The following is a 17,881-nucleotide window of genomic DNA, read 5'->3' on the forward strand; positions in this document are numbered from 1 at the left end:
CGCGCTCAAATCGTTTCGGGGGCCGTCACTTCGGGGGCTTGGCCGCGGCATAGATGACGATCCTGCCGGGATTGTCGAATTCGACCGCGAGAACGTCCTCTGCCAGCACCCGCCGCGAATCGATCGCGTTGAAAAGCAAGGCATTGGCCTCGATCTCCCGGCGCAGTTCGGCCACGTCGTCCTTATGCTGCTTCACCTTGCTCTCGATGGCCGGCGGTGGCCCACCTTCACTGCGCGCCGCATCGGTCAGGAATACGATGTCGACCGTGTTGAGCTTGGTGGTCTTGCGCACCATGCCGATATTTTCGCGGATGCGATCGATGGCCGTGATGACCTTTCCCGCTTCCGTCCTGGAGAGCGTCTCCTCCTGGCGAATGTCGGAATCGACGATTGCGGCGGCGGGCTTGTCGCCACCCAGCGGCTGCGCCACGGATACTGCACCGGGCACGGCCAGGCAGAGCGGGGCGGCAACAACGAAACTCCATCTTGCAAGGCACCGGACACTCGGCATCGCGCGCTCCTAGCTGAACTTGAGGCGGGGCGAGAACAGCGAAACGGTCGTGATCGGCTGGAGGTTCCGCTCAAAAGCCGGCAGGCGGACCGCGCGGCGGCCCGCCTTACCTTGAGAATACGACAGGCGGATCGCGCGGCGGCCCGCCTGGGCGCGCAATCAGCTCGCCTTCTTGGTGATCAGCGTCAGGGCGCCATTGGGCTGCATGCTGGCGGCGATGACTTGCGCCGAGCTCACGCCCTTGGCTTCGAGCGCGGATTTGACTTTGGGCGTGGCGTCGATCGACTTGCGCAAGGTCTGCAGGCCGGCATCGCCGCGCTGCGCCACGATCTGGTTGACCTGTGTCTGCGCATCCTTGGGCAGTTCGCTGATATCGACGACGTTGACGCTCTGGATCGTCGGCACCGAGGGCTGAGCCTTGGGCGCGGCGGGCTCAGTCGGCGCCGGCCTGGGCTGAGGAGTCGGCTGCTGCTGGGCGCTCGCGGCACCCGCCATCATCAGGGTCGCGGTCGCGGCGAGAAGCATCGCTTTGCGCATGAATATTCCTTCCATTGGCTTGGGAGTGATACCGCCCGCCTCAACCGCCCGATGGGAAGGCCCAAATGGGCGCTCAGAGTGTCGCCGGGCGGGTCATTGCATGACCATTGGATGGCGGCAATGTGTGCCCCTTGCGCAAACAGATGGAATTTCGGGAGCGATCGCTGATGGCCAGGATAAGCCGTGCCGCCTATGCGCGGATGTATGGACCGACGGTCGGCGACAAGGTGCGGCTTGCCGACACCGAACTGTTCGTCGAGGTCGAGAAGGACCTCACCGTTTACGGCGAGGAAGTGAAATTCGGCGGCGGCAAGGTCATCCGCGACGGCATGGGCCAGAGCCAGGTCACGCGGGCAGGCGGCGCGGTCGACACCGTCATCACCAATGCACTGGTCGTCGACGCGCTCACCGGCATCATCAAGGCCGATATCGGCCTGAAGGATGGCCGCATCGCCGCGATCGGCAAGGCCGGCAATCCGGATACGCAAGCTGGCGTCACCATCATCATCGGCCCTGGCACCGAGATCATCGCCGGCGAGGGCAAGATCCTGACGGCCGGCGGCTTCGACGCGCATATCCACTTCATCTGTCCGCAGCAGATCGAGGAAGCGCTGATGAGCGGCGTCACCACCATGCTCGGCGGCGGCACGGGTCCGGCGCATGGCACCCTGGCCACCACTTGCACGCCCGGCCCCTGGCACATGGCGCGCATGATCCAGTCCTTCGATGCTTTCCCGATGAACATCGGCCTGTCCGGCAAGGGCAATGCGTCGAAGCCGGCAGCGCTGGAGGAGATGGTGCTGGCCGGCGCCTGCTCGCTGAAGCTGCATGAGGACTGGGGAACGACGCCTGCGGCAATAGACTGCTGCCTGTCGGTCGCCGACGAGTACGACGTCCAGGTGATGATCCATACCGACACGCTGAACGAATCGGGCTTCGTCGAGAACACGGTGGCAGCCATCAAGGGCCGTACCATCCACGCCTTCCACACCGAGGGCGCCGGCGGCGGCCATGCGCCCGACATCATCAAGGTCTGCGGCCTGCCCAACGTCATTCCGTCCTCGACCAATCCGACCAGGCCCTACACGGTCAACACCCTGGCCGAGCACCTCGACATGCTTATGGTCTGCCACCATCTGTCGCCGTCGATCCCCGAGGACATCGCCTTTGCCGAAAGCCGCATCCGCAAGGAGACGATCGCCGCCGAGGACATACTGCACGACATCGGCGCCTTCTCGATCATCTCCTCCGACAGCCAGGCCATGGGCCGCGTCGGCGAGGTGGCGATCCGCTGCTGGCAGACCGCCGACAAGATGAAGCGCCAGCGCGGTTCGCTTCCCCAGGAGACCGGCGACAACGACAATTTCCGCGTCCGCCGCTACATCGCCAAATACACCATCAACCCGGCCATCGCGCACGGCCTGTCGAAGCAGATCGGCTCGGTGACGGTCGGCAAGCGGGCCGATCTGGTGCTGTGGAATCCGGCCTTCTTCGGCGTCAAGCCGGAGATGGTCCTGGTCGGCGGCTCGATCGCCGCGGCCCCGATGGGCGATCCCAATGCCTCGATCCCGACACCGCAGCCGATGCACTACCGGCCGATGTTCGGCGCCTATGGCAAGGCGCTGACCAATTCTTCGGTCACCTTCGTCTCGAAGGCGGCGCTCGATTCGGGCCTGCAGGGCAGGCTGGGTGTAGACAAGGCGATGGTCGCGGTCGAGAACACGCGCGGCGGCATCGGCAAGCATTCCATGGTCCTCAACGACGCCACGCCGCATGTCGAGGTCGACCCTGAAACCTATGAGGTTCGCGCCGACGGTGAATTGCTGACCTGCGAGCCGGCAACCGTGCTGCCGATGGCGCAGCGGTATTTTCTGTTTTAGGATCGGTGCGCCCACCAAGTATCGGACTCACCCATGAATGAGCAAAAGAAGCTGGCGTTGATTTCCAGGATGGGTGCGTTGCGCAAATACAATGGCGGCGTCACCCCGCTCACCATGCCGCTTGTTACGCCAGAAGAATATTTTGACGGGGCCGAAGGTGAAGCCGGATTGCTCTGCAATAGTGCGGAAGCGCTGGACAATAATACGGTTCTGGCAGAACTTCAGTCGATACGCAAAAGGCCCGAAGTTCACGACGTCCGGATAGCGATCGTCTAGTGCGATGATGGAGAATGGCCGTTCTCGGACAAGATCGTCATCACGACGCGCGCCGCTGAAGCCGATGTCATTGGCTGGCTGCCGTCAGGGTTTGAACCGGATGAAACGTGGGAAGGCGATGTGGAGCACCTGCCGGCCGAGCAAGTTGCAGTTCCGGCGGGCTACCGAAAGCTATGGCTCTGGTATGACTGACCGAGCCTGTTCGTAGATGACCGCCGAAATCGCCTCTCCGCACGACATCTTCCCCCACATCCGTATCGTCATGGGAATGGTGATCGGTCTCGGCGTCACGCGGCTGCTTTCGGGAACCGCCCGCATCGTCCAGCATCCCGGCCAATACCGGCTCTATGCGGTCCATCTCGCCTGGGTCGGCTCGGTTCTGTTGATGCTGGTGCATTTCTGGTGGTGGGAGTTTGGCCTCTACGCCATCGAGAACTGGACCTTCGGCAAATACCTTTTCATCATTTTCTACGCCATCGCACTGTTCCTGCTCTGCGCGCTGCTGTTTCCGGATTCGATGCTCGATTACACCTCCTACGAGGACTATTTTTACTCGCGCCGCGCCTGGTTCTTCGGGCTGCTTGGCGCGACCTATCTACTCGACGTCATCGACACGCTGCTCAAAGGCCCGGAGCACTTCGCCCGCTTCGGCAACGAATATCTCTTCCGCACTCCGGTCTTCGTCGCGCTCTGCCTCGCCGCCATCCTGGTCCGTGACCGCCGCTTCCACATCGCCTTCGTCGCGGCGACGCTGATCTACCAGATATCGTTCATCCTGCGGCTGTTCGACACCATCGTCTGATCATTCGCGATGCGTTAGGGTTCTCGCAAAAGGCAAGAGTTTAACCATGTACAAGGCCGTCGGATCACGCGGGTCCCGGGTCAGCCGGGTGCTCTGGATGCTCGAGGAGCTCGGGCAGCCCTATGAGTTCGTCGAGGTCAAGCTGCGCTCGCCGGAGGCCTTTGCTCTCAACCCCTCCGGCAAGGTGCCGGTCCTGATCGATGGCGACCTCAAAGTGACCGACTCGGCGGCGATCTGCGTCTATCTGGCCGACAAGCATGCCGACAAAGGCATGGGCGCCAATCCCGGTCTCGCCGGCCGCGCCGAGATGGATTCCTGGATGCATTTCGCGCAGAGCGAGCTGGAAGCGCCGCTGTGGAACAAGCTGCGCCATCGTTTCCTGCTGCCCAAGGATGTCCGGGTCGACGTCGGTCCGGCCGCGGCCTATGATTTCGCATCCGAAATAAAAGCGCTGGACCGCCGGCTTGGCGACAAGCCCTTTGCGTTGGGCGATCGGTTCTCCGCTGTCGACGTGCTGCTCGGCGACATGGGCGGCTGGGCGCGCGCCGGACGGTTTCCAATCGAATCCGAACGGGTGAATGCCTATTTCGATCGTGTCCTTCAGCGCCCCGCCCGTGCTAGGGCGCAAGCCAATGGCGGAGCCATGAAATGAAGCTGAACATCAACACCGATTTCACCAAATTCCCGCGCGCGGTTTCGGTTCTGCCGGCCGGCGAAGCGGGAGCAGCCGCGCCCTACGACAAGGCCGTGCTGCCGCATGACGAGCGGCATCTGCGCCGCCGCGCCATCGAGACAGCCGGCGGCGACAAGGTGCTGGTCGACCTGCCCGAACCGGTCGCTTTGGCCAATGGTGACCGGCTGGTTCTGGAGGATGGCCGCCAGCTCGAGATCGTGGCGGCGCCGGAGGAGGTCTACGACATCCGCGCCCGCGACACTGTCCATCTCACCGAGCTTGCATGGCATATCGGCAACCGCCACCTCGCCGCAGCGATCGAGGCGGACCGCATCCTGATCCTGCGCGACCACGTCATCAAGGCGATGCTGGAAGGTCTCGGCGCCACGGTAAGCGAGGTTTCGCAACCGTTCAGCCCGGTGCGCGGCGCCTATTCCGGCCATGGCCACGATCACGGCCATTCGCATGATCACCACGGTCATGACCCCCATGACCATGATCACGGCCACTCGCATGACCATCGCGATCATGACGATCACCATGATCACGACCATCATCACCACGACCACGGTCATCACCATCACCATGACTGAGCAGCTTTCCGCCGGCGCGCTCTTGCGGCTGATGGCCTGGTTGTCGCCGGCCTTCCCGGTCGGCGGCTTCTCCTACAGCCACGGCCTCGAGCGCGCGGCGCATGACGGGCTGGTCGCCGATCGGAAGGATCTCGCAGGCTGGCTGGAGACGCTGGTCGAGCTGGGTTCCGGCTGGAACGACGCCGTGCTCTTCGCCGAAAGCTGGCGGAGGGGACGGGACGGCGGCGATCTCAACGAGGTTGCCGCGCTGGCCGAAGCGCTTGCCGGGTCGCAGGAGCGCCATATGGAAACCATGCTGCAGGGCGCTGCCTTTCTCCAGGCGGCGTCTGCCTGGCCATCTCCGGCCTTGCAGCGATTGCCGGCCGATTGCCCCTATTGCGTTGCCGTCGGGGCCGTTGCCGGCAGCGGCGGCATCGATCTTTCGCAGGCGCTGTCCGCCTTCTTGCAGGCTTTCTTTTCCAATCTTGTGCAGGCGGCGATCAGGCTCGGTATCATCGGTCAGATCGACGCCGTCGCATTGTTAGCCGGCTTCGAGCCTCTGGCTCTTGCGACGGCATCGCGCGCCGCCGCTTCCAGTCTGGACGATCTCGGCGGCGCGGCCTTCATGTCCGACATAGCGGCGATGCGGCACGAAACACAATATTCGCGGCTGTTCCGTTCATGATAATGCTTGCCGTCTTCCTCTCCCTTGTCCTGCTTTTGATCACCACGCTGCATGTCTATTGGGCCATAGGCGGCATCTGGCCGGGTACGGACCAGGCATCCTGCGCGCGCGCCGTCGTCGGCTTCCGTGGCGTCGACGAGATGCCCTCGGCCGTCGCGAGTTTCGCCGTCGCGGCTTGCCTGGCGCTTGCGACGCTCTGGCCGCTGGCGCTTGTGGGTGTGTTCGCCACGCCCTTTCCACGGGAAGGCCTGGCGGCCACTGCATTGATGATCGGCCTTGTCTTCCTCGGCCGCGGCATGGCCGGCTTTACGCCTTGGTGGCGCCGGCTCGCGCCCGAACAGCCTTTCGCGCGGCTCGACCAGCGTCTTTACTCGCCGCTCTGCCTGCTGATCGGGGCAGGTTTTGCAATCCTTGCCATCACGGAGTTTCCCGCATGACCCAACCCAACGGTCCTCTTCGCGTCGGCATCGGCGGTCCTGTTGGCTCCGGCAAGACGACGCTCACCGAAAAGCTCTGCAAGGCGTTGCGCGATGATTTCTCCATCGCCGTCGTCACCAACGACATCTACACCAGGGAGGATGCCATGATGCTGGCTCGCCTGCAGGCGCTGCCGGAAGAGCGTATCGTCGGCGTCGAGACCGGCGGCTGCCCGCACACCGCCATTCGCGAGGACGCCTCGATCAACTTGCGCGCCATTGCCGAGCTGAACCGGAAATTCCCCGACCTCGACATCATCTTCATCGAGTCCGGCGGCGACAACCTCGCCGCCACTTTCTCGCCCGACCTTGCCGATCTCACCCTTTATGTCATCTCGGTCTGCCAGGGCGAGGAGATCCCGCGCAAGGGCGGCCCGGCCATCACCCGCTCGGATTTCCTCATCATCAACAAGAGCGACCTGGCGCCTTATGTGAACGTCAACCTCGACGTCATGGAAAGCGACGCCGGGCGCATGCGCGGCAAAAGGCCGTTCGGCTTCACCGATCTGTCGCGCGGCAAGGGATTGCAGGAAGTGATCGACTTCATCGTCGAGCATGGCGGGTTGCAGTCGGCGCGCCCCGCCGCCTGAACGCGGCCTGACCTACCAGTTTGCGGTTGCTGGCGGCTGCCAAGCGCGGCATTCTCGTACGACAAACCAAGCGGAGGATTTTCAATGAGCCTTGCCCGCCTGCACAAGGAACCGCTGAGCAACCTGCCCTATTATGAGGAGCGGGTCGATCTCGCCGCCGCCTTTCGCTGGACGGCGCGGCTCAACATGCACGAGGCGGTGGCCAACCACTTCTCGCTGTCCGTCAACGAGGACGGCACCAAGTTCCTCATGAACCCGAACCAGGTGCATTTCTCGCGCATCAAGGCGAGCGACCTGCTTCTGATCGACGCCAACGATCCCGAAACGCTGTCCGGCCCCAACGCGCCCGACCCGACCGCCTGGGGCCTTCATGGCGCCATCCACCGCAACGTCCCCCATGCGCGGTGTGCAATGCATGTCCATTCGATCCACGCCACCGTGCTCGCCTCGCTGGCCGATTCGACACTGCCGCCGGTCGACCAGAACTCCGCCATGTTCTTCAATCGCCACGTCGTCGATGCCAATTATGGTGGGCTGGCCTTCGAAGAGGAGGGCGAGCGCTGCTCGCAGCTTCTCACTGACCCCAAGGTCAAGGTGATGATCATGGGCAATCACGGCGTCATGGTCATAGGTGACACCGTTGCCGACACATTCAACCGCATGTTCTATTTCGAGCGCGCCGCCGAGACCTACATCAAGGCGCTATGGACCGGCCGACCGCTGCGCACCCTCTCAGACGAGATCGCCGAGAAGACCGCGCGCGAGATGGACGACTATCCCGGCCAGGCCGAGCGCCATCTGGCCGAGCTGAAGGCGATTCTCGACGAGGAAGAGCCGGTCTACCGGAACTGAATATCCTTCCTTCTGCCCGTTTACAGGGAGAAGGTGCCGGCAGGCGGATGAGGGGCGGCGCCGACGTGGGCGGGCTTCAGAGTCCTAACTGCTTTCGCAGTTCCTCGGCGCTGCTGATCACGATGGCGCCGGGCGGCCCCTTCATCGGCGCTTCCGGCCAGAAGATCGTCTTCATGCCCGCCGCCAGCCCCGCCATGGCGCCGGTCACGCTGTCGTCGACGGCAAAGGCATCCGCCGGATCGACGCCGGCGAGATAAGCCGCGCGCAGGAAGGGCTCGGGAAGCGGCTTGCCGTCGATCACGTCGTTGCGGCTGACCGTCATCATGCCCGGATAGGTGAGGCCGACGGCGCGAAGATTGGCGTCGACGATGAGCCTGTCGGAGTTCGACACCACCGCCTGCTCGACGCCCAGCGCGCGCAAGTCGTTGAACACCTCGATCGCGCCGGGCCGTGGCTTCAGCGTTTCGGCAAGCGGCAAATAGTGATCGTATTTGCGCACGATCCAATGGTCGAAAGGCAGGTCGAGGCCGAATTCGTCCCGCAGCATCTCGTAGACCGGCCATGCGGCGATGCCCAGCACGCGCTGGTGCAGGTCGACGGGCGGCGCGATGCCGACGCTGCGCAACGCCGCCACAAGGGCCGCCTCATGCAGCGGCTCGCTGTCGACCAGCGTTCCGTCCATATCCCAGAAAACGGCTTTCGGCGTCATGCGCGGCTCCCTTCGCCGATCCCCTTAAAGCATGTCTCCCGAAAGTGGTAACCGGTTTCGGGACAAAGACATGCGCAAAACAAAAAACTAAAGCGCATGGAGCGAATCTGAAAGATCGCGACGCGCTTTAGTGCGTTTCCCGATGGAGATAAACCGTCCCGGCGGCAAATGGTTGGGCAGGCGATCTGCATGTCTTTTGCGAGCCTGACACAGCCCAAGCAATTGCCCTTTCGATAGACAATTGCGCGTAGGCGTATTCGCTGTAAGCTATAGCGCCCGTGTCAGCATTCGAGCGGGGCGGGAGGCAGAACGTGAATTCGCGACAGGAAACCGGCAACACCAGGTTGGACGACGCCGCGCGCGCCGGCTGGCTTTATTACGTTGCCGGCAACACACAGGACCAGATCGCGGCCAAACTGGGCATCTCCCGGCAGACGGCGCAGCGGCTGGTGTCGCTCGCCATGTCCGAAGGCCTGATCAAGGTGCGCGTCGATCATCCGATAGCGAATTGCCTCGACCTTGCCGCGCGGCTGAAGTCACGCTTCGCTCTCGACCTCGTCGAAGTGGTGCCGAGCGACCCGGCGTCGAACTCGACGACCATCGGCATCGCCGAGGCGGCGGCGGCCGAGATCGAACGCCGGCTGCGTTCGGAAACCCCCATCGTCATGGCGATCGGCACCGGGCGCACGCTGAAGGCGGCGATCGAGCAACTGCCGCCGATGGAATGTCCGCAGCACAAGGTGGTGTCCCTGACCGGCAACATCTCGCCCGACGGCTCGGCCGCCTTCTACAACGTCATCTTCACCATGGCCGACCGCGTCAAGGCGCGCTCCTTCCCGATGCCGCTGCCGGTCATCGCTTCCTCGCCGGAAGAGCGCGAGATGCTGCTCAACCAGCCGATGATCCAGCCGACCCTGGCACTGGCCGCGGAAGCCGACGTCACCTTCGTCGGCATTGGCGACCTCGGTCCGAAGGCACCGCTCTATGAGGACGGCTTCATTTCCGAAAGCGAGCTGAAGGCGCTGCAGAAGGCCGGCGGCATCGCCGAGATCGTTGGCTGGGTCTTCGACCGCGAGGGCCGCATGATCGAGGGCATCACCAATGATCGCGTCTCGTCCGCCGCGCTGCCGTCACGCGAAAAGTCGCTGGTCATCGCCCTGGCCATGGGCGAGCGCAAGCTGCCGGGCATCCTCGCCGCCGTCAACCGCCGGCTGGTCAACGGGCTCATCACCGACGAACGGACAGCAGAAGCCCTGCTTGCCGCTGATCGCCGATAAAAAAAGGACCGGCTACTGCGAACGGCCACGCGGATCGTTGCCGTCGAGAAAACCCATGTCGCGCTGCAGATACTCCGACAGTTCCCGGACATCGATATAGCCGCGCCTGCGCCGCGAAAACCGTGAGAATTCCCGCGCCAGCACGAGAAACCAGCCGCGTATGGGGGTCGAAACGCGTTTTTCCTGGACCGTGATCATGATCGTCAGCCTTCGCAGTGCTTGAACTGGATTGATCGTCTACCCCAAATATCGGCTTGGGCGGTTCGTGCTTCCAATTAAACCTCGATCATGACCCATAAGGAGGCCTTATGCCCGATCTCAGCTCTCCGCAGTTTGCGCCCCTGCCGCCGCTGCAGGCGATCCGGGTGTTCGAAGCGGTGGCAAGGCACCTGTCCTTCACCAAGGCCGCACAGGAACTGGGCATGACCCAGGCGGCCGCGAGCTATCAGATCAAGCTGCTGGAAGAGCGCGTCGGCGCGCCGCTGTTCCTGCGCAGGCCAAAGCAGATCGAGTTGACCGAGCCCGGCCAGCGCCTGGCGCCCGCGGTCAGCGAGGCTTTCTCCATCATTGCGCAGGCCTATGCCGCGGCGCGCGGCGGCGCCGAAGGACTGCTTTGCGTCACCACCGTGCTGACCTTCGCTTCGAACTGGCTGGCGCAGCATCTGGGTGCGTTCCAGATCGCTCATCCAGCGCTTGCCGTGCGGCTCGACACCTCGAGCCGCCTGACCGATTTCGCGCGCGAGGATGTCGATCTCGCCATTCGTTCCGGCGCGGGCAAGTGGCCAGGCCTGGAGGCTCACAAGCTGCTCGACGCCGATTTCACGCCGATGCTGAGCCCGAGCCTTGCGGCGAGCATCGGCGGCGTCAAGGAGCCGGCCGACCTGTTGCGGCTGCCGATCCTCGATCCCGGCGACATCTGGTGGACGCAATGGTTCGAGGCTGCCGGGGTGACCGGGCATGATCTTGCAAAGCGGCCCGGCTCCAGCATGGGCGCGCAGGCCTACGAGGCGAACGCGGCAATCGCCGGCCATGGCGTGGCGATCCTGACCAGGGCGCTGTTCAAGAACGAGATCGCCGACGGCCGCCTGATTCAGCCCTTCGACCTGGTCGGCGACGACGGCCATGCTTATTGGCTGGTCTATCCGACGGCGCGTCGCAACGTGCCGAAGATCCGCGCATTCCGCGACTGGATCCTGGCCGAGATCGCCCGCCCCTAGGCCGACCGCCCCCCGGCTGACTGCCAGAAGGTTCCGGCACGTCGCCGGACCGGGGCCTGGTCGCGTCATTTCTGCTGCGCCGCAGCATAGATTCCGGCTTGACATAAATCATGTTAAGTGAGTAATTGCCCATAGCCAAGGCAAATGCTCACTTGGTTTAAGGGAGGAATTTGATGAAACTTCGCACGCTAACCCTGGGCCTGTTGTCGGCAAGCGCTCTTGCTTTCGCCGCGCATGCCGAATCCATCACCATCGCCACCGTCAACAATGGCGACATGGTCCGCATGCAGAAGCTGACGGACGACTTCACCAAGGCCAACCCCGACATCCAGCTCAACTGGGTTACGCTCGAAGAAAATGTACTGCGCGAGCGCGTCACCACCGACATCGCCACCAAGGGCGGCCAGTACGATGTCATGACCATCGGCACTTATGAGGTCCCGATCTGGGCCAAGCAGAACTGGCTCCTGTCGCTCGACAAGCTCGGCGACGACTACGACGTCAAGGACATCATCCCGGCCATCGCCGGCGGGCTTTCGGTCGACGGCAAGCTCTATGCCGCGCCCTTCTACGGCGAAAGCTCCTTCGTCATGTACCGCAAGGACCTGATGGAAAAGGCCGGCCTCAAGATGCCCGACGCGCCGACCTGGGACTTCATCAAGCAGGCCGCCGACAAGATGACCGACCGCGCCAACGGCGTGAACGGCGTGTGCCTGCGCGGCAAGGCCGGCTGGGGCGAGAACATGGCCTTCCTCACCGCCATGTCGAATTCCTTCGGCGCGCGCTGGTTCGACGAGAACTGGAAGCCGCAATTCGATCAGCCCGAATGGAAGAAGACGCTGCAGTTCTATGTCGACCTGATGAAGGCCGACGGTCCGGAAGGCGCTTCGTCCAACGGCTTCAATGAAAACCTGGCGCTGTTCCAGCAGGGCAAGTGCGGCATGTGGATCGACGCCACCGTCGCGGCGTCCTTCGTCTCCGATCCGAAGGCCTCCAAGGTCGCCGACAAGGTCGGCTATGCGCTGGCGCCCGACAACGGCCTGGGCAAGCGCGGCAACTGGCTGTGGGCATGGTCGCTGGCGATCCCCGCCGGCACCCAGAAGGCCGCCGCCGCCGAGAAGTTCGTCTCCTGGGCAACCAGCAAGCATTATGCCGAGCTGGTCGCTTCGAAGGAAGGCTGGGCCAATGTGCCGCCGGGAACGCGCACCTCTCTCTACAACAATCCTGAGTATCAGAAGGCGGCGCCCTTCGCGAAGATGACGTTGGACTCCATCAACGCAGCCGATCCGACGCATCCGACCGTCAAGCCGGTACCGTATGTCGGCGTGCAGTTCGTCGCTATTCCAGAATTCCAGGGCCTCGGCACCACCGTCGGCCAGCTCTTCTCGGCCGCCCTTGCCGGCCAGTCGAGCGTCGACGATGCGCTCAAGCAGGCCCAGGACGCGGCCACCGCGGCGATGACCGAAGGCGGCTACATCAAGTAAGGCTCCTCCCGGTGCCGAACGCCGGTCGCCTATCAGGCCGGCAAGGGCCGCCCGAAACCCAGTTCGGGCGGTCCCCCTTAAGAACCGGGAAAATTCTGGCGCGACTCTGAAAATCCGGCTGACTTTGGGAGGGTGACCGTCATGGCTACTCAGCAAACCCGTTCGCTTGCCCGCTTCATGATGGCACCATCGGTGATCCTGCTGTTCGTCTGGATGATCGTTCCGCTGGCTTTCACCCTGTGGTTCTCGTTGCTGCAGTACAATCCACTGAACCCGATCCGCGACGGGTTCGTCTGGTTCGACAACTATAAGCTTTTCTACTCCAACCCGGCCTTCCTCCATTCGATCCTCAACACGCTCACGATTGTCGGCAGCGTGCTGGTCATCACCGTGGTTGGCGGCATCCTTCTGGCGATGCTGCTCGATCAGCCGATCTGGGGCCAGGGCATCGTGCGCATCCTGGTCATCTCGCCGTTCTTCGTCATGCCCCCAGTCGCGGCGCTCGTCTGGAAGAACATGATCATGCACCCGCAATACGGCGTCTTTGCCGATATCGCGCGCTTCTTCGGCGCTGAGCCGATCGACTGGTTCGGCCAGCATCCGCTGACCGCCATCATCCTGATCGTCGCCTGGCAGTGGCTGCCCTTCGCGACGCTGATCCTGCTCACCTCGCTCCAATCGCTTGATGGAGAGCAGAAGGAGGCGGCCGAAATGGACGGCGCCGGCTTCCTCAGCCGCTTCTGGTATCTGACGCTGCCGCACATGTCGCGCGCCATCACCGTCGTCATCCTGATCCAGACGATCTTCCTGCTCTCGGTCTATGCCGAGATCCTGGTCACCACCAATGGCGGCCCAGGCTATGCCTCCACCAACCTGCCCTTCCTGGTCTACCAGAAGGCGCTGCTGGAGTTCAAAATCGGTCAGGCATCCGCCGGTGGTGTCATCGCCGTCATTCTTGCCAACATCGTTGCCTTCTTCGCCATGCGCGCCGTCGGCAAGAACCTCGACAAGTAAGGGAGGATAAGATGGCACGCGCAGTCACCACCCAGCACAAGACCATCGCCACGGTTGCGGCCTGGATCGTCGCCCTGCTGATCTTTTTTCCGATCCTTTATACGATCATCACCTCGTTCAAGTCGGAGCAGGAGGCGATCCAGGGTTTTAACCTGATCCCTTCCGGGACCTTCGAGAGCTATTCGGAGGTGCAGGCGCAAAGCGGCTACTTCAAGTTCTTCCTGAACTCGGTGATCCTGTCGGTCGGGTCTACCGTTCTGGCGCTCCTGGTCGCCGTCCCCGCGGCCTGGTCGATGGCGTTTTCGCCGACGAAGCGCACCAAGGACATCCTGATGTGGATGCTCTCCACCAAGATGATGCCGGCGGTCGCGGTGCTGTTCCCGATCTACCTGATCTTCCGCGACACCGGCCTGCTCGACAGCCGCATCGGCCTCACCGTGATGCTGATGCTGATCAACCTGCCGATCGTGGTCTGGATGCTCTACACATACTTCCGCGAGATCCCGGGCGAGATCCTGGAAGCGGCGCGCATGGACGGCGCCTCGCTGTGGAACGAGATCATCTATGTCCTGACGCCGATGGCCGTTCCCGGCATTGCCTCGACGATGCTCTTGAACATCATCCTGGCCTGGAACGAGGCGTTCTGGACCATCCGGCTCACCACCACCAACGCCGCGCCGCTGACGGCCTTCATCAGCTCCTTCTCGAGCCCTCAAGGCCTGTTCTGGGCCAAGCTCTCGGCAGCATCGACGCTGGCGATCGCGCCGATCCTGATCATGGGCTGGTTCAGCCAGAAGCAGTTGGTGCGCGGCCTGACTTTCGGTGCCGTGAAGTAAGGCGGCGCCGTGAAGTAGGAACGCCGCGCGGCGGACGAAGAAGACCACCCCCGGGGAGGAAGCCATGGGAAACATCACGCTCAAGAACGTCTCCAAGTCCTTCGGGTCGACGACGATCATTCCGAACATCGACCTCAACATCGAGGATGGCGAGTTCGTGGTGTTCGTCGGCCCCTCGGGTTGCGGCAAGTCCACGCTGCTCAGGTTGATCGCCGGGCTCGAGGACACCAGTGGCGGCACCATCTCGATCGATGGCCGCGACGTCACCCGCGAGGCCCCGGCCAAGCGCAAGCTTGCCATGGTCTTCCAGTCCTACGCGCTCTACCCGCATATGACCGTCGCCAAGAACATCGCCTTCCCGCTGAAGATGGCCGGCGAGGACCAGGCGACCATCGACAAGAAGGTCAAGGACGCCGCGCGCATCCTGAACCTCACCAACTATCTCGAGCGCCGCCCCGGCCAGCTCTCAGGCGGCCAGCGCCAGCGCGTCGCCATCGGCCGCGCCATCGTGCGCCAGCCTTCGGCCTTCCTGTTCGACGAGCCGCTGTCCAACCTCGACGCTGCACTTCGCGGCACCATGCGCCTGGAGATCAGCGAGTTGCACCAGCAGTTGAAGACGACGATGGTCTACGTCACCCACGACCAGGTCGAAGCCATGACCATGGCCGACAAGATCGTCGTCCTCAATGCCGGCAACATCGAGCAGGTCGGCTCGCCGATGGAGCTCTACAAGACACCGAAGAACCTCTTCGTCGCCGGCTTCATCGGTTCGCCCAAGATGAACATGATCGAAGGCGCGCCGGCGGAAAAGTACGGCGCCAAGACCATCGGCATCCGGCCCGAGCATCTCGCCATCTCGACAACGTCCGGCGACTGGAAGGCGACGGTTGGCGTTGCCGAGCATCTCGGCTCCGATACTTTCCTGCACGTCCAGGCAGATGGCATAGGCACGATCAATGTCCGCGCCGACGGCGAGGTCGCGGTCAGGCATGGCGATACCGTCTACCTGACGCCCGACAAGTCAAAGCTCCATCGCTTCGACGCTGACGGCAAGGCGCTGGCGCAATGAGGCTGCAAGGCAAATCGGCGCTGATCACGGGGTCGGCGCGCGGCATCGGCAGGGCCTTCGCCGAGGCCTATGTGCGCGAAGGCGCGACGGTGGCGATTGCCGACCTCGACTTCGAGGCGGCGAAAGCGACATCCAAGGCCATTGGCTCCGCCGCTTACGCGGTTCGGCTGGACGTCACCGATCAGGCCTCGATCGAGGCGTCGGTGAAAGCGGTCGAGGCGAAGGCCGGTGGGATCGACGTGCTGGTCAACAACGCAGCGATCTTCGACCTCGCGCCGATCGTCGAGATAACGAAGGCGAGCTACGAAAAACTATTCTCGGTCAATGTCGCCGGCACTTTGTTCATGCTGCAGGCGGCCGCCCGTTCGATGATCGCGCGCGGCAAGGGCGGCAGGATCATCAACATGGCGAGCCAGGCAGGTCGGCGCGGCGAGCCGCTGGTCGCCGTCTATTGCGCCACCAAGGCCGCCGTCATTTCGCTCACGCAATCGGCGGCGCTCGATCTCATCAAGTACCGCATCAACGTCAACGGCATCGCGCCGGGCGTCGTCGACAGCGACATGTGGGATCAAGTCGACGCGCTGTTCGCCAAATATGAGAACCGGCCGAAAGGTGAGAAGAAGCGATTGGTCGGTGAAGGCGTTCCGTACGGGCGCATGGGCAAGCCGGAAGATCTTGCCGGCATGGCGGTTTTCCTGGCCAGCGACGAGGCCGAATACATTGTCGCCCAGACCTACAATGTCGATGGCGGCCAATGGATGAGCTGACGGGAATGAGTTGAGGGGGAAGGCGCTTCTCTCTTTCCTCCGGAGAAGACGCCGCGGGCAGGTGAGGGGCGGCATACTGGAACACCAGGTGTCGTCCCTCATCCTCGCACTTCCGAAGGAGGCGGAAACAGTCGGCCTGCAGATCGGCCAAAGGGTAACTGAGATGACCGTGAAACTCTCTTCCTCGAACCTCGCAAGGCTGCCGGCCAAGGTCGCCGGCCCGAAATATGACCGCTCCGCCCTCAAGGGCGGTATCGTCCATTTCGGCGTGGGCAATTTCCACCGCTCGCATCAGGCGGTCTATCTCGACGAGCTGTTCGGAAGAGGCGAGGGCCACGACTGGGCTCTGATCGGCGCCGGCGTGTTCGAGGGCGAGAAGATCGGTCGCGCCAAGCTGCAGGAGCAGGACTGGCTGACCACCGTCGTCGAGCAGGACCAGGGCCATATGAGCGCCCGCGTCACCGGCGCCATGATCGATTTCCTGACGCCCGGCGATGCTGCCGCGATCATCGAGCGGCTTGCCGATCCGGCAATCAGGATCGTTTCGCTGACCATCACCGAAGGCGGCTATTTCATCGACCCGGCCTCAGGCAAGTTCAACCCGGCCCATCCCGACATCGTCGCCGACGCGCGGCCGGGCGCCGTGCCGAAAACCGTCTTTGGCATCATCCTTGCCGGCCTGCTGCGCCGGCGCGCCGAAGGCATCGTGCCGTTCACCGTCATGTCCTGCGACAACATTCCCCATAACGGCCACGTCACATCCGACGGCGTCATCGGCCTGGCGCGGCTGATCGACGAGGATCTGGCCGACTGGGTGAGGGACAGTGTCGCCTTTCCCAATGCCATGGTCGACCGCATCACGCCGGCCACCACAGATCGCGAGCGCAAGATCCTCGCCGATGATTTCGGGCTGGAGGACAACTGGCCGGTGTTCTGCGAGCCGTTCAAGCAGTGGGTGCTGGAGGACCGCTTCACCGCGGGCCGCCCGGCGCTGGAAAAGGTCGGCGTGCAGTTCGTCAAGGATGTCTCGCCCTACGAGCTGATGAAGATCCGGATCCTCAACGGCGGCCATGCCGCCATCGCCTATCCGGCCGGTCTGATGGACATTCATTTCGTCCATGAAGGCATGGAAGAGCCGCTGGTGCGCGACTTCCTCTCGAAGCTCGAGCATGACGAGATCATCCCGACCGTGCCGCCGGTGCCCGACACTGACCTGGAGGAGTACTACCAGCTTATCGAACGGCGTTTTGCCAATCCGAAGATCGGCGACACCATCCGCCGGCTCTGCCTCGACGGCTCGAACCGCCAGCCGAAATTCATCATCCCGACGATCGCCGACCGGCTCAAGGCGGGCAAGGGAGTCGCCGGTCTGGCGCTGGAATCGGCCCTATGGTGCCGCTACTGCTTCGGCGTCACCGACAGCGGCGCAATCATAGAGCCGAACGACCCGAACTGGGGCCGCATGCAGGCAACCGCGAAGGCAGCGAAGGATGATCCGAAGGCGTGGCTTGCGATGGAGGATATCTATGGCGATGTCGGCCGTTCGTCCGCCTTCGCCGCGGCCTTCGCTCACGCCTTGCAGGTGCTGTGGGCGAACGGCGCGCGCGAGACCCTGACGCGCTATCTCGCCGGGAGGCTCTGAAGGCCGGAAGAG

20 protein-coding genes and 1 pseudogene are annotated in these 17,881 nt (G+C 63.4%); 17 read left to right on the forward strand and 4 right to left on the reverse strand.

From position 1 onward, the window contains the following. Nucleotides 1-25: 25 nt before the first annotated feature. Both ACR64R_RS23700 and ACR64R_RS23705 read right to left on the reverse strand, forming a co-directional pair. Nucleotides 26-511 (reverse strand): hypothetical protein, encoded by a 486-nt coding sequence (locus tag ACR64R_RS23700; protein WP_487358677.1) that lies wholly within the window; start codon nucleotides 509-511, stop codon nucleotides 26-28. Between the two features lie 159 nt (nucleotides 512-670). Beyond that, the gene (locus tag ACR64R_RS23705; protein WP_487358678.1) at nucleotides 671-1,048 is read right to left on the reverse strand and encodes a hypothetical protein; all 378 of its coding nucleotides are present in this window, start codon (nucleotides 1,046-1,048) and stop codon (nucleotides 671-673) included. A gap of 167 nt (nucleotides 1,049-1,215) precedes the next feature. Between ACR64R_RS23705 and ureC the strand changes: the two genes are divergently transcribed. The 9 genes and pseudogenes from ureC to ACR64R_RS23750 all read left to right on the forward strand — a co-directional run bounded on the left by ureC (nucleotide 1,216) and on the right by ACR64R_RS23750 (nucleotide 7,854). After that, nucleotides 1,216-2,928, forward strand: coding sequence for an urease subunit alpha (gene ureC, locus ACR64R_RS23710; RefSeq protein WP_487358679.1), 1,713 nt, complete (start codon nucleotides 1,216-1,218; stop codon nucleotides 2,926-2,928). A 33-nt stretch (nucleotides 2,929-2,961) separates the two neighbouring features. Continuing rightward, nucleotides 2,962-3,396: pseudogene (locus tag ACR64R_RS23715) on the forward strand (hypothetical protein). Between the two features lie 16 nt (nucleotides 3,397-3,412). After that, nucleotides 3,413-4,006 (forward strand): hypothetical protein, encoded by a 594-nt coding sequence (locus tag ACR64R_RS23720; protein WP_487358680.1) that lies wholly within the window; start codon nucleotides 3,413-3,415, stop codon nucleotides 4,004-4,006. Between the two features lie 46 nt (nucleotides 4,007-4,052). After that, nucleotides 4,053-4,658, forward strand: a complete 606-nt coding sequence (locus ACR64R_RS23725; protein ID WP_487358681.1) for a glutathione S-transferase family protein — start codon at nucleotides 4,053-4,055, stop codon at nucleotides 4,656-4,658. After that, a complete protein-coding gene (ureE, locus tag ACR64R_RS23730) occupies nucleotides 4,655-5,272 on the forward strand; it encodes an urease accessory protein UreE (RefSeq protein ID WP_487358682.1) in 618 nt (205 codons plus the stop codon). Before ACR64R_RS23725 ends, ureE begins: the two co-directional genes overlap by 4 nt. Beyond that, on the forward strand, nucleotides 5,220-5,936 hold the full coding sequence (locus ACR64R_RS23735; RefSeq protein WP_487362529.1) for an urease accessory protein UreF: 717 nt from the start codon (nucleotides 5,220-5,222) through the stop codon (nucleotides 5,934-5,936). Before ureE ends, ACR64R_RS23735 begins: the two co-directional genes overlap by 53 nt. Beyond that, nucleotides 5,933-6,373, forward strand: coding sequence for a DUF3995 domain-containing protein (locus ACR64R_RS23740; RefSeq protein WP_487358683.1), 441 nt, complete (start codon nucleotides 5,933-5,935; stop codon nucleotides 6,371-6,373). Before ACR64R_RS23735 ends, ACR64R_RS23740 begins: the two co-directional genes overlap by 4 nt. Further along, on the forward strand, nucleotides 6,370-7,002 hold the full coding sequence (gene ureG / locus ACR64R_RS23745) for an urease accessory protein UreG (protein WP_487358684.1): 633 nt from the start codon (nucleotides 6,370-6,372) through the stop codon (nucleotides 7,000-7,002). The genes ACR64R_RS23740 and ureG overlap by 4 nt, the downstream gene beginning before the upstream one ends. Before the next feature lie 84 nt (nucleotides 7,003-7,086). Continuing rightward, nucleotides 7,087-7,854: a class II aldolase and adducin N-terminal domain-containing protein gene (locus ACR64R_RS23750; protein ID WP_487358685.1), complete on the forward strand. Its 768-nt coding sequence runs from the start codon at nucleotides 7,087-7,089 to the stop codon at nucleotides 7,852-7,854. 76 nt (nucleotides 7,855-7,930) lie between these two features. Here ACR64R_RS23750 and ACR64R_RS23755 read toward each other — a convergent pair whose 3' ends face one another. Then, nucleotides 7,931-8,563, reverse strand: coding sequence for an HAD family hydrolase (locus ACR64R_RS23755; protein ID WP_487358686.1), 633 nt, complete (start codon nucleotides 8,561-8,563; stop codon nucleotides 7,931-7,933). A 311-nt stretch (nucleotides 8,564-8,874) separates the two neighbouring features. Between ACR64R_RS23755 and ACR64R_RS23760 the strand changes: the two genes are divergently transcribed. Then, entirely contained in the window at nucleotides 8,875-9,840 is a 966-nt protein-coding gene (locus ACR64R_RS23760) for a sugar-binding transcriptional regulator (RefSeq protein WP_487358687.1), read from the forward strand. A 12-nt stretch (nucleotides 9,841-9,852) separates the two neighbouring features. On the opposite strand, the gene ACR64R_RS23765 is transcribed toward ACR64R_RS23760, so the two are convergent. Then, the gene (locus ACR64R_RS23765; RefSeq protein ID WP_487358688.1) at nucleotides 9,853-10,038 is read right to left on the reverse strand and encodes a hypothetical protein; all 186 of its coding nucleotides are present in this window, start codon (nucleotides 10,036-10,038) and stop codon (nucleotides 9,853-9,855) included. A gap of 110 nt (nucleotides 10,039-10,148) precedes the next feature. On the opposite strand from ACR64R_RS23765, the gene gcvA reads away from it, so the two are divergent. The 7 genes from gcvA to ACR64R_RS23800 all read left to right on the forward strand — a co-directional run bounded on the left by gcvA (nucleotide 10,149) and on the right by ACR64R_RS23800 (nucleotide 17,869). Further along, nucleotides 10,149-11,057 (forward strand): transcriptional regulator GcvA, encoded by a 909-nt coding sequence (gcvA, locus tag ACR64R_RS23770; protein ID WP_487358689.1) that lies wholly within the window; start codon nucleotides 10,149-10,151, stop codon nucleotides 11,055-11,057. Nucleotides 11,058-11,230: 173 nt separating this feature from the next. Continuing rightward, nucleotides 11,231-12,541 (forward strand): ABC transporter substrate-binding protein, encoded by a 1,311-nt coding sequence (locus tag ACR64R_RS23775; protein ID WP_487358690.1) that lies wholly within the window; start codon nucleotides 11,231-11,233, stop codon nucleotides 12,539-12,541. Between the two features lie 141 nt (nucleotides 12,542-12,682). Beyond that, on the forward strand, nucleotides 12,683-13,555 hold the full coding sequence (locus ACR64R_RS23780; protein ID WP_487358691.1) for a carbohydrate ABC transporter permease: 873 nt from the start codon (nucleotides 12,683-12,685) through the stop codon (nucleotides 13,553-13,555). An 11-nt stretch (nucleotides 13,556-13,566) separates the two neighbouring features. Next, complete coding sequence (locus ACR64R_RS23785; protein ID WP_487358692.1) at nucleotides 13,567-14,391, forward strand: carbohydrate ABC transporter permease; 825 nt, start codon at nucleotides 13,567-13,569, stop codon at nucleotides 14,389-14,391. A gap of 64 nt (nucleotides 14,392-14,455) precedes the next feature. Beyond that, the gene (locus tag ACR64R_RS23790; RefSeq protein ID WP_487358693.1) at nucleotides 14,456-15,460 is read left to right on the forward strand and encodes an ABC transporter ATP-binding protein; all 1,005 of its coding nucleotides are present in this window, start codon (nucleotides 14,456-14,458) and stop codon (nucleotides 15,458-15,460) included. Next, nucleotides 15,457-16,227 (forward strand): L-iditol 2-dehydrogenase, encoded by a 771-nt coding sequence (locus tag ACR64R_RS23795; RefSeq protein ID WP_487358694.1) that lies wholly within the window; start codon nucleotides 15,457-15,459, stop codon nucleotides 16,225-16,227. Before ACR64R_RS23790 ends, ACR64R_RS23795 begins: the two co-directional genes overlap by 4 nt. A gap of 163 nt (nucleotides 16,228-16,390) precedes the next feature. Next, nucleotides 16,391-17,869 carry a mannitol dehydrogenase family protein gene (locus ACR64R_RS23800; RefSeq protein ID WP_487362530.1) on the forward strand — a complete coding sequence of 493 codons (1,479 nt, stop codon included), beginning with the start codon at nucleotides 16,391-16,393 and terminating at the stop codon, nucleotides 17,867-17,869. Nucleotides 17,870-17,881: the final 12 nt, after the last annotated feature.

The sequence above is a fragment of the Mesorhizobium sp. MC2-1-1 genome, from assembly GCF_057597255.1.

What these genes read in the sequence shown, in the direction of transcription:
- ACR64R_RS23790 (WP_487358693.1), top strand. Translation starts at nt 14,456, where the DNA reads ATGGGAAACATCACGCTCAAGAACGTCTCCAAGTCCTTCGGGTCGACG.
- ACR64R_RS23775 (WP_487358690.1), top strand. Translation starts at nt 11,231, where the DNA reads ATGAAACTTCGCACGCTAACCCTGGGCCTGTTGTCGGCAAGCGCTCTT.
- ureE (WP_487358682.1), top strand. Translation starts at nt 4,655, where the DNA reads ATGAAGCTGAACATCAACACCGATTTCACCAAATTCCCGCGCGCGGTT.
- ACR64R_RS23700 (WP_487358677.1), bottom strand. Translation starts at nt 511, where the DNA reads ATGCCGAGTGTCCGGTGCCTTGCAAGATGGAGTTTCGTTGTTGCCGCC.
- ACR64R_RS23725 (WP_487358681.1), top strand. Translation starts at nt 4,053, where the DNA reads ATGTACAAGGCCGTCGGATCACGCGGGTCCCGGGTCAGCCGGGTGCTC.
- gcvA (WP_487358689.1), top strand. Translation starts at nt 10,149, where the DNA reads ATGCCCGATCTCAGCTCTCCGCAGTTTGCGCCCCTGCCGCCGCTGCAG.
- ureG (WP_487358684.1), top strand. Translation starts at nt 6,370, where the DNA reads ATGACCCAACCCAACGGTCCTCTTCGCGTCGGCATCGGCGGTCCTGTT.
- ACR64R_RS23765 (WP_487358688.1), bottom strand. Translation starts at nt 10,038, where the DNA reads ATGATCACGGTCCAGGAAAAACGCGTTTCGACCCCCATACGCGGCTGG.
- ACR64R_RS23780 (WP_487358691.1), top strand. Translation starts at nt 12,683, where the DNA reads ATGGCTACTCAGCAAACCCGTTCGCTTGCCCGCTTCATGATGGCACCA.
- ACR64R_RS23740 (WP_487358683.1), top strand. Translation starts at nt 5,933, where the DNA reads ATGATAATGCTTGCCGTCTTCCTCTCCCTTGTCCTGCTTTTGATCACC.
- ureC (WP_487358679.1), top strand. Translation starts at nt 1,216, where the DNA reads ATGGCCAGGATAAGCCGTGCCGCCTATGCGCGGATGTATGGACCGACG.
- ACR64R_RS23735 (WP_487362529.1), top strand. Translation starts at nt 5,220, where the DNA reads ATGATCACGACCATCATCACCACGACCACGGTCATCACCATCACCATG.
- ACR64R_RS23755 (WP_487358686.1), bottom strand. Translation starts at nt 8,563, where the DNA reads ATGACGCCGAAAGCCGTTTTCTGGGATATGGACGGAACGCTGGTCGAC.
- ACR64R_RS23705 (WP_487358678.1), bottom strand. Translation starts at nt 1,048, where the DNA reads ATGCGCAAAGCGATGCTTCTCGCCGCGACCGCGACCCTGATGATGGCG.
- ACR64R_RS23795 (WP_487358694.1), top strand. Translation starts at nt 15,457, where the DNA reads ATGAGGCTGCAAGGCAAATCGGCGCTGATCACGGGGTCGGCGCGCGGC.
- ACR64R_RS23800 (WP_487362530.1), top strand. Translation starts at nt 16,391, where the DNA reads ATGACCGTGAAACTCTCTTCCTCGAACCTCGCAAGGCTGCCGGCCAAG.
- ACR64R_RS23720 (WP_487358680.1), top strand. Translation starts at nt 3,413, where the DNA reads ATGACCGCCGAAATCGCCTCTCCGCACGACATCTTCCCCCACATCCGT.
- ACR64R_RS23785 (WP_487358692.1), top strand. Translation starts at nt 13,567, where the DNA reads ATGGCACGCGCAGTCACCACCCAGCACAAGACCATCGCCACGGTTGCG.
- ACR64R_RS23750 (WP_487358685.1), top strand. Translation starts at nt 7,087, where the DNA reads ATGAGCCTTGCCCGCCTGCACAAGGAACCGCTGAGCAACCTGCCCTAT.